The organism is Seonamhaeicola maritimus (assembly GCF_008056315.1).
Lineage (GTDB): Bacteria > Bacteroidota > Bacteroidia > Flavobacteriales > Flavobacteriaceae > Seonamhaeicola > Seonamhaeicola maritimus.
This window is the reverse complement of record NZ_VRKQ01000021.1, coordinates 94,646-106,671: the sequence shown is the minus strand read 5'-3', so window position 1 is coordinate 106,671 and position 12,026 is coordinate 94,646. Positions and strand designations below refer to the sequence as shown.

Below are 12,026 nucleotides of genomic sequence, written 5' to 3'. Positions count from 1 at the left end.
TTCGGATAGAAATAAAGGAAATGTTTGCGGAATATCATGATGATTTAATTGAAAATGGTATTAAGGACATTATTAAATATCTAGATGAATCTAGAGACTTTTTTTGGCTGCTATCTGGCAATTCAAGCTCCTCAGATTATAAAACAGTTTCTAGCCTTCTTTTATCTCATCATCCACTTGTAAAGTATCTTGAATTTGATTGGAACCCGCTACACATACATCCACTAACAAAAAACATAGCAGTTTATACAGGTGTTGTAGAAGGTGTTCAGCTTGATACCTCGAATATTAAAAGCTCATTCAAGGTAGTTGAATCTGGCACTTTAGTAAAACGTAAGGATGGATGGAAATTCTTAAGTGGTCAGAGCAAAAACGTATCTAAAAACTAACATCATAGAGCCTGTAACATTTTTAATATATTCTATACTAATAAAGTAAGAATAATAGCTCATGTTACATCATATTAAATACTTTCTTTTTAAACTTAATATTGTACAGCCATCTGAAAATGATATTGATAGATGGATACAATATCAGTATGTTTATAGAATTGAGTATGCTTTGGAATATGGAAATTATAGAACCAGAAAATTAGCCGCAGAGGCCTTGGGTATATTGGGTCATAAATCATCTATTCCTATTTTACTAAAGACTATAGATGACAAAGTTCAAAATGTATCTATCGCAGCCCTCAATGCTTTAGAAAAAATTGGATGCAATGATGAATTAGGATCAACCGTTATTAAAAGACGCTTTAATTGGCTCAAACAACTTAGAGAAAAAGAAGCAATCCGTGAAGCCAGCAAAGGTAAAAAATACAATATTTACCGTTGGGAACGTGCTAGTAAAAAATCATTTGACCGTGTTAAAGAGCAACTTAAAAAGCCTATACGCTAGTCTTGTGGCTGTTAATTGTAAAATTATAGTTTATATTCTGAAAGTCCTTTGGTGAAAGCTTCAGGATTTTCAGCTAAATGATAACGAGGGTCATCAATATCTTCCACTATTACCTCTCTAAACTTAGGACTTGATTTAAACAATAACACCTTACAATCTTCACTTAAGTGTTTAAGTTTAATTGATTTACCTTCGGCTTCATATTTACTTACCAAATTAAAAATAGCCTCGATTGCTGAATGATCACTCACCCTAGATTCTATAAAATCTACTTCAACATTTTGGGGATCATTTTTAGCATCAAATTTTTCATTGAAGGCTATAATAGACCCGAAAAATAAAGGTCCCCAAATCTCATAAACTTTAGTGCCGTCTTCTCTCATACGTTTACGTGCTCTAATACGAACCGCATTTTCCCATGAAAATACTAGGGCACTTATAATGACACCCGCTATTACAGCAATGGCTAAATCAAAAATTACAGTTAGCGATGATACGGCTACCAAAACAATAACATCTGTACGCGGAATTTTATTTAGTATGCGGAAACTACTCCAGGCAAATGTTCCTACAACTACCATAAACATTACACCAACTAAAGCTGCAATAGGAATTTGCTCAATATAACTTGATGCAAATAATATGAACACAAGCAATAAAACGGCGGCTACAATGCCAGACAATCTGCCACGACCTCCACCTTTAATGTTAATAATAGATTGACCAATCATGGCACAACCACCCATACCACCAAATAATCCGGTAACAATGTTTGCTCCTCCTTGTGCCATACATTCTCTATTGGTATTCCCTCTTGTTTCAGTTAGCTCATCAACAAGGTTTAGTGTCATTAAAGATTCTATTAATCCTATAGCGGCAAGTATTAATGCATATGGACCTATAAACCAAAGTGTTTCTAAACTAAACGGAACTTTACTAAAAAGCTCTGTTTGAAATTGAGGTAGACCTCCTTTTAAACCTTCTCCTCCTCCATCTCTAATAAAACTACCAACCGTTGCCACATCAAAATCCCCAAAAATTGCTATGGCAGAAACCACCAAAATACCAACTAAAGCTTCAGGCAGTTTTTTTGTAATCTTTGGTAACCCAAACATAATACCCATGGTTAAGGCTACAAGACCAATCATTGTCCAGAGTTCAGAACCTGTAAAATAATCGCCATTTACATCTCTAAACATTTTTAATTGCGCCATAAAAATGACAATAGCTAAACCGTTTACAAACCCCATCATTACAGGGTGAGGAATTAGTCTAACAAATTTGCCCAACTTCAATACACCCGCAAGAACTTGTATACCACCCATCAAAATTACGGTAGCTAATAAATAGTAAAGGCCCAAGTTTTCATCTGGTGTACCCATGGCATTACCTTCTGCAACTAAACTCACCATAACCACAGCCAATGCACCTGTTGCTCCACTAATCATTCCTGGACGCCCCCCAAAGATTGAGGTAATTAAGCCAATCATAAAAGCTGCATACAATCCAACCAATGGATCTACACCTGCTACAAATGCAAAAGCAACCGCTTCAGGAACCAAAGCTAATGCTACTGTAATTCCGCTTAAAATATCGTTTTTAGCGTTTTTAGCGCGCTTTCTGATAAATTCTGTCATGACTTATTCTTTAGAGGGTGCAAATTTAATGTTAATAAAGGAAGTCGCAAGTAATTTCCTAGAATTCAATAGGTAAGAATACTAAAACGTTTGAATTCCAGACAACTAGTTATTGCTTATCAATCCACTCTAAGGCCTTTTCTCTTTGCTGGAAAACATAAATATTCCAATCACTATCCTTGTTCAGATTTATAAGAGTTTCGGTTGACATCAAAGCGCCACTAGTGCCAATTACAACAGCTATGGCTTTAATTTCTTTTAGTTTACCAATGAGTCTCTGAGCTTGAAATGTATAACTATAAGAGTTTTTTCTATTTATAAGAAGTGAAAATGGAGCTACAAGATTCTGCAATAAAAAATCATGAAATTCATTAACCAAAGTTTCATTCATTTCAATGCCTTCATCGGCAATAACTTCGGCTAAATTACCACTAATGATATTGATAGTACCAAATGTTAGTTTATAACTTTTCATTTAAAACTTATTCTTTTAAGAGAGAAAAAATCACAACTAACTTCAAAAAATAATAATAGCAATGTAGGTATTATATCTACATATATAAAAGTACTCATTTTTTCCTAATCCCTTAAAGCCTTCAAAATAATTCACTTCCTAATTTATCAAAAAATTAATTTTATGGCCTCAGAATATGTAAATGAGTCTTTAATATTAAGTTAATTTAAGAAATGAATTGAAAGAAATATCTACATTTACTTGGACAAATAAATAACATGGATGTAATAAGAAAAAAAAGAATAGAAGTTGTTGATGCGCTAAGAGGTTTTGCTATCATGGGTATTTTGCTTCTACACAGTATAGAACATTTTAATTTTTATGTCTTTCCAGATAAAAGTACACAACCAGATTGGTTGAACCGTTTAGATGATAGTATCTGGGAAACTTTTTTTTTCCTTTTCGGAGGTAAGGGTTATGCTATTTTTGCTATTTTATTCGGCTTCACTTTTTGTTTGATGTCTACCAAACAATTAAATCTTGGTAAAGACTTTGGACTTCGGTTTTTTTGGCGCATGATTCTACTGGCTTGTTTTGCTTTTTTTAATGGGTTATTTTTTCCCGGAGAAGTACTACTTATGTATTCTATGGTAGGCCTTATTCTAATAGTAGTTAGAAAATGGAACGAAAAAGGATTGCTTATAGCATCAATAGTTTTGTTAGCACAACCCATTGAATGGGGACACTACCTATATTATTTATGCGACAAAACGTATACCTTTCCCACTTGGCAATCCGGTGGTCTTTGGAGACTTCTTGCTGAAGGACAACAAGGGACTTCATTCTTTACTCTTATAAAAAACAATACGCTCTTCGGTCATAAGGCTGGCTTAATGTGGGCGTTGGAAGTTGGCAGATTGGTTCAAACAGCAGGTCTCTTTATTTTAGGGTATTGGATAGGAAAGAAAAAACTTTTTATCGATTCTAACAAAAGCAAAAGGTTTTGGAAACAAACTTTAATTATAGCTTCTGTTGCCTTTGTTCCCCTATTCGTTTTAGAACTTAACTTTGAAAATATAACCGATTTAAAAATACACAGAGACACCATTTTTAAAGTTATTGACATGTATGGTAATTTAGCTTTTACGCTCATTTTGGTATCTGGCTTTATACTACTATATCAATCTGAAGTCTTTAGAAAAATATCAACGGGATTAAGATACTGCGGAAGAATGAGTTTAACCGCGTATGTGTTTCAATCTGTTTTAGGTGGATTTGTTTTTTACGGTTACGGATTAGGTTTAGGGCCTTCAGTTAGGCACACAGCTAGTTTGGGCATTGGAATTCTATTATTAATTATTCAAATACAATTCTGCAAGTTCTGGATTAAGAAATATGGCCAAGGTCCTTTAGAAAAACTATGGCATAAATTGACTTGGATTAGACAAGACAAATAAGCTATACCAAAGCCCTAATATTAGCATAAGAATTCTTAAGTGCTTTAGTAGATTGCTTTTTATTTAACCATTCAACCTTGGTTATGCCCTCCTTTATCTGCGGATAAAGTGTTCCGTTAAAAGAGGTTTTCATTTCAAACCAATAGGTGATTTTAATTCTATGACGCCCATTTCGTTTAAAAATATGATAAGTTGTTTCTAATGGTTTTGTAATTTCTAATCCCTCAACACCAGTTTCTTCTTCTACTTCTCTAATTGAGGTTTCTTCAATAGTTTCTTTTCTTTCTGCTTTTCCTTTAGGTAAATCCCATTTATCATTCCTATAAATAAATAGCACTTCACCCTTATCATTATAAACCTTTCCGCCTCCAGCTATAACATTAGGTAGTTTCCTCAAAAACTTACTTAAAAGTTTGTCTTCGTTTTTATGAATTAATCTTACCTCACTCAACTTAGAACTATTAAGTTCCTTAATTACCTTTCCAATATTTACGGTATCAAGTAAATAATTTTTAAAGTTTATTTCTTGTTCTACTTTGGTAGTTAAAATAATAGGTTTATCACCAACAAAAACTTTGAGCATAGATTGTCTTTAACATTTCACTTTGGTAAAAATATCATTTTTACAGACAAACCAATAATTGTTGAAAAAAATATTTTTATTCATACCCCTACGCTAACATAAAAATAAATTTATCCGTATTTTTGGCAACATGATTTTTAACAAACACACTGCCAGAAAAACTGCCGAAGTTCTATTGCAAGTGAACGCTATAAAACTTAGTCCAAAAGAACCATTCACCTGGGCCTCCGGATGGAAATCTCCAATTTATTGTGACAACCGTATTATCCTATCATTTCCTCCAATACGTAATTACGTTAGGGAAACCATGGCTAAACAAATTGAAAAGCAATATGGCAAACCAGATGCTATTGCAGGAGTTGCAACCGGTGCTATTGGTATAGGCATGTTGGTTGCAGAATATATGGGGCTACCCTTTATTTATGTAAGACCAGATGCCAAAGGACACGGGCGAAAGAATCAAATTGAAGGTTTTATTGAAAAAGGCCAGAACGTAGTTGTGGTTGAAGATTTAATTAGTACAGGAAAAAGTAGTTTAAATGCAGTTAATGCATTAAGAGACGCCGGTATTAATGTAAAAGGTATGATAGCTATTTTTACTTACGGATTTGATGTTGCTAAACAAAATTTTGAAAAAGACAACGTATTGCTGCAATCCTTGGGTAATTATGAAAGTTTACTTGAGCAAGCTTTACAAACCAAATATATTACCGAAGACCAGCTAAAAACTTTGTCAGATTGGAACACCAATCCTAGTGAATGGAATGGCATTTAATTATTGGACTGTATAAAAGTATTTAATCTCATTTAATATAATTATGAATTTAGAATCTCCAAAAATAAATGTTGAAAAATCTCCTGAGGAAGTTTTTGAATTTTTAGCTGATGTTAAAAATTTTGAATCTTTAATGCCCGAAAACATAAGTAAATTTGAAGTTTTAGAAGACGATAAATTTGTTTTTGCTTTAAAAGGAATGCCAGAAATTATCTTAAAAAAGAAAGAAATTGATGCTCCAAATAAAATTGTTTTAGGTGCCGCTGGTGGAAAAATAGATTTTTCATTAACAGGAAACATAGTAAAAACAGGAGATACATCAAGTGAAGTTCAATTACAGTTTGCAGGCGATTTTAACCCTATGATGGCAATGATGATTAAAGGACCTATTACTAAGTTTATAGAAACCTTAGCTACAAGTATTCCAAACGCTATTTAGTAAAGTATTTCAATTTCTTTTAGATCAAACTTTTTTACAATTTCATCTTCTAAGGTTATCATAAGTTTACCATATTTGGTTACACCTTTTACAAATCCTGAAAAGAAATTACCATTAGCATCCTTAAAAGTTGATGGTTTATCTTTTCTGAATAAACTAGCTTCGTATTCGTTTTTAACCTCATCATACTTACCATCTTGCAATAGCAAAGAATATTCTTTTGTATAAGTCATTATTCTAAACAAAACCTCGTCCAAATTATAATGTACTCCAGTAATATTTTTTAATGACGAAGCCTTTGGAAGACCTTCAAAATCTACCTGATTTACATTAACTCCAATACCAATAATTGTAGACTCTAATCTATTTTTAATGACATTTTCTATTAAAATACCGCAGATTTTTTTGTCTGCTGACAAAATGTCGTTTGGCCATTTAATACGTAAATCAGGAATATTAAAAGTTTTTAAAGCCTTTAAAATAGCCAAAGAAATAGCCATGCTTATGTAAAAAGGGAACTCTACTACATGAACACTTAAATCTTTAAACACACTAAAAGTGAGGTTTTTAGATACTTCAGAGTTCCAAACAGTCCCCATTTGCCCACGGCCATGAGTCTGATGATCTGCAACAACCACGGTAAAATCTTCAACCTTTTTATTCACTAGTAGTCTACGCAAATAATTATTTGTAGAATCGGTGGCATTAAGTTTGATTATATGCATGAAAAGGTTATTGTTAAGCTTTAAAATCTTATGATTTTTTTAAAGCATAAAGAACTAAAAAAATAATAACTTTGCACAAATTAAATAAAATTAATGGCGAAAGAAAAAATAAGCGCAGACCAATTAATATCAGTAATAATAAGTGGCATTGAAGATGTTAAAGGGCAAGAAATAAATATTTTAGATTTAAGAGAAATTGAAAATACCGTTTGCGACTACTTCATTATATGCGAAGGAACTTCAAACACGCAGGTAAACGCCATAGTTAATTCAGTTCAGAAAAAAGTAAGTAAAGAACTTAGAGACAAGCCTTGGCATGTTGAAGGCGAAGATAATGCTGAATGGGTTTTAATAGATTACGTAAATGTTGTTGTGCATGTATTTCAAAAACATGTTAGAGAATATTATGATATTGAAAGTCTTTGGGGCGATGCAAAAACAACAGTAATAGAAACAAGTTATTAAAAGAATACATGGCAAACGATAAAAAAAACTTAAAAGAGAAGAAACCAAAATTTAGTCCATATTGGATTTACGGTATTTTAATTGCTCTTTTTTTAGGCTTTCAGTTATTTGGTGAAAGCAGTGGCAGTGGAGGTTCTGAAATTACCACATCAGAATTTTTTCAATATCTTGAAGCTGGTGATATTGAAGAAGTAGTTATCATTACTAATACTGGAACAGCCCAAGCTTATTTGACCCCAGATGCAGAGGCTAAAGAAGAACACAAAAATTCTAAACAGCAACCATTTATACCTTCGGTAAGTAAATTACCTAACTATAAATTTGATATTGGAAGCCTTGAGAAATTTGAAAATGATATTGATGAAATCATTGAAGGGCTAGATACTAAACCCATTAAGAAATTTGACAAGGAGTCTGACACCTTTGGAAACTTACTAATTGGTATTCTTCCTTTCATATTATTAATTGGGGTTTGGATTTTCATTATGCGAAGAATGTCTGGTGGAGCTGGTGGAGGTGCAGGAGGCCAAATTTTTAATATTGGTAAATCTAAAGCAAAACTTTTTGACCAGAATACGGAAGTTAAAACTTCTTTTAAAGATGTTGCTGGTTTAGAAGGAGCTAAAGAAGAAGTTCAGGAAATTGTAGACTTCTTAAAATTCCCTGAAAAATATACCACCTTGGGAGGGAAAATTCCAAAAGGAGCTCTACTAGTAGGACCTCCTGGAACAGGTAAAACCTTATTAGCAAAAGCTGTTGCAGGTGAAGCTAAGGTACCTTTCTTCTCTTTATCAGGTTCAGATTTTGTTGAAATGTTTGTTGGTGTTGGAGCATCGCGTGTTCGTGATTTATTTAAACAAGCCAAAGAAAAATCACCTTCAATCATTTTTATTGATGAGATTGATGCCATAGGTAGAGCAAGAGGAAAAAATGCTATGTCTGGCAGTAATGATGAAAGAGAAAACACATTGAATCAGTTACTAACTGAAATGGATGGTTTTGGTACTAACACTAACGTAATTGTACTAGCCGCTACCAATAGAGCCGATATTTTAGATAAAGCATTAATGCGTGCGGGTAGATTTGATAGACAAATTTATGTTGACTTACCAGACGTTAGAGAACGTAAAGAAATATTTGAAGTTCATTTAAGACCTCTTAAAAAGGCAAAAGACTTAGATACTGATTTCCTTTCTAAACAAACACCAGGTTTCTCAGGTGCCGATATTGCCAATGTATGTAATGAAGCTGCGTTAATTGCAGCCAGAAATGGTAAAAAAGAAGTTGATAAACAAGATTTCCTTGATGCCGTAGATAGAATTATTGGCGGTTTAGAAAAGAAAAATAAAATAGTTACACCAAGTGAGAAAAAAGCGGTTGCTTACCATGAAGCAGGTCATGCTACTGTAAGTTGGATGTTAGAACATGCGGCACCACTTGTAAAAGTAACTATTGTACCTAGAGGTCGTTCATTAGGAGCCGCATGGTATTTACCGGAAGAGCGTTTAATTGTTCGTCCAGAACAAATGCTTGATGAAATGTGTGCAGCTTTAGGGGGTAGAGCAGCCGAACAAGTTATTTTTAATAAAATATCTACTGGGGCGTTAAGCGATTTGGAAAAAGTAACAAAACAAGCTAGAGCCATGGTAACTATCTATGGATTGAGTGATAAAATTGGAAACTTGACATATTATGACTCTTCTGGTCAAAGTGAATACGGTTTTACGAAACCCTATAGCGAACAAACAGCTGAATTGATTGATAAAGAAATCTCTGACATTATTGAAAAGCAATACGATAGAGCGGTTAAACTTCTTGAAGAAAACAAGGATAAATTAACAGAACTTGCAGAAGAGCTTTTAGATAAAGAAGTTATTTTTAAGGATAACCTTGAAAAAGTGTTTGGCAAACGTGCTTTTGAAAAAGAATTACCTATAGCAGCCGAAGACGAAAAAGAAACTGAAGACATTCCAGCAGAAGATAATTCAGACAAATAGGCTGAAACACACATATTCTGTTAAGCTTTTAGTAAAAATCTTAAATTAGCCTCAAGGTTAGTTTAAGATTTTTTATATTTGATAAACAACAAAAAGAATTGGGTTAATAGCAGTAACTAAATGAGTCTTTTTAGAAAAATTTTTGGTTCCAAATCTGACAGCTCTGGTAAGGAATTAAAATCTGATGATAGAGGCAAATACATGCCAGAAATAAAGCTACCCATAGACGAAAGGTTTACTATAAACTTTAAAGCTAATGGGGGTAAGTTTTTGTATTGTGAAGATTTAAATGAAGTTTATCAAAATCTAGAAAACATCATTGAAGAAAACAAATGGCATGATAAAAAAGTTTTACTGCTTGATGAAAATTTAAAAGACAAATTTAGAAACTCAAACATAGAAGGTACTCGTAAAATTAGCGAATCCACTTTTTTCTTAACTACATGCGAAAATTTAATAGCTAATGATGGATCATTACTAATCTCGTCTAAACAAATTTTTGAAAAAAAGTTAACCGAATTACCGTTTAACTTTATAGTTTTTGCTACTACAAGTCAAATTGTTGATAATATTGGCGAAGGCTTGCGAGGAATTAAATCTAAGAATAGACAAAAAATCCCAACAAATATCACCACCATAAAACACTTTAAATCTGGAGACGAAAAAGATTTTTTAAGTTATGGTAGCAGTGCAAAAAACCTATACCTACTGCTTTTAGAAGATTTATAGGATAAAACGAGCATTAAAAGTTTTTAAAATTATATTTGCAAAGAAGAATGTTTAAAAATTTTAATGTGAGAACTAAGGTATGCACATGTTCTCATTTTATTAATTTAAAAGAACATTGAATTATTAAAAATAAAACGTGTGAAAGAAATTCTTATTAGAGGATTCTCAGGCTTACTTTATATTTCATTATTAATTGGCTGTTTACAAAACGAGCACGCTATCATTGTTCTCTTTTTCATTTTTGGACTTATTTGTTTAGCTGAATTCAAAAAACTTATTCAATTAAAGAGTATTGCACCGTATATCGTTTTTATAATTATGTACTTTGTGTTTGTCTATTGGAAATTAGTATTAAACACGAAATTTGGATTAGAAGAAGCCACTCAAATTCTTATGGTAATCACAATTTTTGTTGAACTTTTTCTTATTAAAGATTTGTTTTCTGAAAAGACAATTCCTCTGTTTGCCTCTAAACGATTCATTATTACCACCTTTTATTTATCAAGTGCTTTTGTGTTTTTAATCTTAATTGCTAATTACCAAAACACATATAATTCAAATATATTATTAGGTTCATTCATTTTAATATGGGTTAATGATTCTTTTGCATATTTAGTTGGAAAGAACTTTGGAAGACAAAAACTATTTGCTAAAATTTCACCAAAAAAAACAGTAGAAGGTTTTCTTGGTGGTTTATTTTTCTCATGCGTAGCAAGCTATTTTATTGCTACCTTTACAGAAACACTAAACTTCACCAAATGGCTAATCTTAAGCATTATTATTAGTGTATTTGGCACTCTTGGTGACTTAATAGAATCTAAATTTAAAAGACAGGCGGGAGTAAAAGACAGCGGTGTTATAATGCCAGGTCATGGTGGTTTGTTTGACCGTTTAGATAGCATTATTTTTGCTGCCCCATTTATTTATTCATTTTTAAGACTTTTGCAATATGTTTCATAAAGAAGGCCATAAAATTATTTTCGTAACCTTTGTTATTGTTGTTGCTTCCTTTTTATTAGTTGATAGCTTTATAAGTATTTATTGGATACGAACTTTGGTTATGATTGCCTTATTGGTTCTTTTAATTCTTATCCTTCAATTTTTTAGAAATCCTAAAAGAAACACCATCTTAAATGATAAACAAGTTTTATCCCCCGTTGATGGTAAGGTAGTTGTTATTGAAGAGGTTTTTGAAAAAGAATATTTTAAAGAAAAACGCTTACAAGTAAGTGTATTCATGTCTCCTTTAAATGTGCATGTTACTCGTTATCCTATTAGCGGAAATGTTATTTTTAGCAAGTATCATCCGGGGAAATATTTAGTGGCATGGCATCCTAAAGCCAGTGAAGAAAATGAGCGTACTACTGTGGTTGTTGAAAATGATACTTACGGAAAAGTGCTTTACAGACAAATTGCTGGTGCTTTGGCAAAACGTATTGTGAATTATGCTAAGCAAAATCATAAAGCCACTCAAGGAGCAGATGCTGGCTTTATAAAATTTGGTTCTAGAGTAGATTTATTTTTACCACTAGATACTAACATAAAGGTCAAACTAAATGAAAAAGTAAATGGTGGCGAAACCATTATTGCAGAAATGTAAATGAGTGACAAAAAGTTAGACATAGAATTTCAAGAAGCCGTTGCTAGGGTAAATGCCCACCAAGAACCTTTTCCGGCAGATACGCTTTTAAAGCTATATGCTTATTACAAAAGAGCCACGAATGATTACGGAAGACCTAGAAGTAGAGAAGCATTAATCAATGCCTTTAAAACAAATGCTTTGTTTCAATCTAAAGACTTAACAGAAGATGAAGCAAAGGAAAAGTATATTGAATTGGTAACTAAGTACTTTTTATATAGAGAATAAT

Annotated in this window: 15 protein-coding genes; 11 read left to right on the top strand and 4 right to left on the bottom strand. The window is 32.5% G+C overall.

The genetic code is table 11. The annotated features are described in order from the left end of the window. The first annotated feature begins 20 nt into the window (after positions 1 to 20). A complete protein-coding gene (locus FUA22_RS17800; RefSeq protein ID WP_147769956.1) occupies positions 21 to 389 on the top strand; it encodes a hypothetical protein in 369 nt (122 codons plus the stop codon). Positions 390 to 450: 61 nt separating this feature from the next. After that, positions 451 to 897, top strand: coding sequence for a HEAT repeat domain-containing protein (locus FUA22_RS17795; RefSeq protein WP_147769955.1), 447 nt, complete (start codon positions 451 to 453; stop codon positions 895 to 897). Between the two features lie 23 nt (positions 898 to 920). Here FUA22_RS17795 and FUA22_RS17790 read toward each other — a convergent pair whose 3' ends face one another. Both FUA22_RS17790 and FUA22_RS17785 read right to left on the bottom strand, forming a co-directional pair. Beyond that, positions 921 to 2,534 (bottom strand): SulP family inorganic anion transporter, encoded by a 1,614-nt coding sequence (locus FUA22_RS17790; protein ID WP_147769954.1) that lies wholly within the window; start codon positions 2,532 to 2,534, stop codon positions 921 to 923. Positions 2,535 to 2,643: 109 nt separating this feature from the next. Continuing rightward, positions 2,644 to 3,009, bottom strand: coding sequence for a hypothetical protein (locus tag FUA22_RS17785; RefSeq protein ID WP_147769953.1), 366 nt, complete (start codon positions 3,007 to 3,009; stop codon positions 2,644 to 2,646). Between the two features lie 257 nt (positions 3,010 to 3,266). On the opposite strand from FUA22_RS17785, the gene FUA22_RS17780 reads away from it, so the two are divergent. Then, positions 3,267 to 4,445, top strand: coding sequence for a DUF418 domain-containing protein (locus FUA22_RS17780; protein ID WP_147769952.1), 1,179 nt, complete (start codon positions 3,267 to 3,269; stop codon positions 4,443 to 4,445). 1 nt (position 4,446) lies between these two features. Here FUA22_RS17780 and FUA22_RS17775 read toward each other — a convergent pair whose 3' ends face one another. Then, on the bottom strand, positions 4,447 to 5,028 hold the full coding sequence (locus FUA22_RS17775; protein WP_147769951.1) for an NUDIX hydrolase: 582 nt from the start codon (positions 5,026 to 5,028) through the stop codon (positions 4,447 to 4,449). A gap of 130 nt (positions 5,029 to 5,158) precedes the next feature. On the opposite strand from FUA22_RS17775, the gene pyrE reads away from it, so the two are divergent. Then, positions 5,159 to 5,803, top strand: coding sequence for an orotate phosphoribosyltransferase (gene pyrE, locus FUA22_RS17770; RefSeq protein ID WP_147769950.1), 645 nt, complete (start codon positions 5,159 to 5,161; stop codon positions 5,801 to 5,803). Positions 5,804 to 5,846: 43 nt separating this feature from the next. Further along, entirely contained in the window at positions 5,847 to 6,242 is a 396-nt protein-coding gene (locus FUA22_RS17765) for an SRPBCC family protein (protein ID WP_147769949.1), read from the top strand. Here the strand turns inward: FUA22_RS17765 and FUA22_RS17760 are convergent. Beyond that, positions 6,239 to 6,967, bottom strand: coding sequence for a biotin--[acetyl-CoA-carboxylase] ligase (locus tag FUA22_RS17760; RefSeq protein WP_147769948.1), 729 nt, complete (start codon positions 6,965 to 6,967; stop codon positions 6,239 to 6,241). The genes FUA22_RS17765 and FUA22_RS17760 overlap by 4 nt on opposite strands. A 93-nt stretch (positions 6,968 to 7,060) precedes the next feature. Between FUA22_RS17760 and rsfS the strand changes: the two genes are divergently transcribed. The 6 genes from rsfS to FUA22_RS17730 all read left to right on the top strand — a co-directional run bounded on the left by rsfS (position 7,061) and on the right by FUA22_RS17730 (position 12,025). Then, positions 7,061 to 7,432, top strand: coding sequence for a ribosome silencing factor (gene rsfS, locus FUA22_RS17755; RefSeq protein WP_147769947.1), 372 nt, complete (start codon positions 7,061 to 7,063; stop codon positions 7,430 to 7,432). A gap of 8 nt (positions 7,433 to 7,440) precedes the next feature. Then, complete coding sequence (ftsH, locus tag FUA22_RS17750; protein WP_147769946.1) at positions 7,441 to 9,429, top strand: ATP-dependent zinc metalloprotease FtsH; 1,989 nt, start codon at positions 7,441 to 7,443, stop codon at positions 9,427 to 9,429. Between the two features lie 120 nt (positions 9,430 to 9,549). Further along, positions 9,550 to 10,158, top strand: a complete 609-nt coding sequence (locus FUA22_RS17745) for an LUD domain-containing protein (RefSeq protein ID WP_147769945.1) — start codon at positions 9,550 to 9,552, stop codon at positions 10,156 to 10,158. A gap of 138 nt (positions 10,159 to 10,296) precedes the next feature. Beyond that, complete coding sequence (locus tag FUA22_RS17740; RefSeq protein ID WP_147769944.1) at positions 10,297 to 11,118, top strand: phosphatidate cytidylyltransferase; 822 nt, start codon at positions 10,297 to 10,299, stop codon at positions 11,116 to 11,118. Then, the gene (locus tag FUA22_RS17735; RefSeq protein ID WP_147769943.1) at positions 11,108 to 11,758 is read left to right on the top strand and encodes a phosphatidylserine decarboxylase family protein; all 651 of its coding nucleotides are present in this window, start codon (positions 11,108 to 11,110) and stop codon (positions 11,756 to 11,758) included. Before FUA22_RS17740 ends, FUA22_RS17735 begins: the two co-directional genes overlap by 11 nt. Next, positions 11,759 to 12,025, top strand: coding sequence for an acyl-CoA-binding protein (locus FUA22_RS17730; RefSeq protein ID WP_147769942.1), 267 nt, complete (start codon positions 11,759 to 11,761; stop codon positions 12,023 to 12,025). The last annotated feature ends 1 nt before the right edge of the window (position 12,026 follow it).

Excerpts from the sequence above, each read along its gene's own strand:
- FUA22_RS17745 (WP_147769945.1), top strand. The coding sequence starts at position 9,550 with ATGAGTCTTTTTAGAAAAATTTTTGGTTCCAAATCTGACAGCTCTGGT.
- FUA22_RS17790 (WP_147769954.1), bottom strand. The coding sequence starts at position 2,534 with ATGACAGAATTTATCAGAAAGCGCGCTAAAAACGCTAAAAACGATATT.
- FUA22_RS17795 (WP_147769955.1), top strand. The coding sequence starts at position 451 with ATGTTACATCATATTAAATACTTTCTTTTTAAACTTAATATTGTACAG.
- FUA22_RS17780 (WP_147769952.1), top strand. The coding sequence starts at position 3,267 with ATGGATGTAATAAGAAAAAAAAGAATAGAAGTTGTTGATGCGCTAAGA.
- FUA22_RS17760 (WP_147769948.1), bottom strand. The coding sequence starts at position 6,967 with ATGCATATAATCAAACTTAATGCCACCGATTCTACAAATAATTATTTG.
- FUA22_RS17800 (WP_147769956.1), top strand. The coding sequence starts at position 21 with ATGTTTGCGGAATATCATGATGATTTAATTGAAAATGGTATTAAGGAC.
- FUA22_RS17775 (WP_147769951.1), bottom strand. The coding sequence starts at position 5,028 with ATGCTCAAAGTTTTTGTTGGTGATAAACCTATTATTTTAACTACCAAA.
- pyrE (WP_147769950.1), top strand. The coding sequence starts at position 5,159 with ATGATTTTTAACAAACACACTGCCAGAAAAACTGCCGAAGTTCTATTG.
- FUA22_RS17785 (WP_147769953.1), bottom strand. The coding sequence starts at position 3,009 with ATGAAAAGTTATAAACTAACATTTGGTACTATCAATATCATTAGTGGT.
- FUA22_RS17735 (WP_147769943.1), top strand. The coding sequence starts at position 11,108 with ATGTTTCATAAAGAAGGCCATAAAATTATTTTCGTAACCTTTGTTATT.
- FUA22_RS17730 (WP_147769942.1), top strand. The coding sequence starts at position 11,759 with ATGAGTGACAAAAAGTTAGACATAGAATTTCAAGAAGCCGTTGCTAGG.
- ftsH (WP_147769946.1), top strand. The coding sequence starts at position 7,441 with ATGGCAAACGATAAAAAAAACTTAAAAGAGAAGAAACCAAAATTTAGT.
- FUA22_RS17765 (WP_147769949.1), top strand. The coding sequence starts at position 5,847 with ATGAATTTAGAATCTCCAAAAATAAATGTTGAAAAATCTCCTGAGGAA.
- rsfS (WP_147769947.1), top strand. The coding sequence starts at position 7,061 with ATGGCGAAAGAAAAAATAAGCGCAGACCAATTAATATCAGTAATAATA.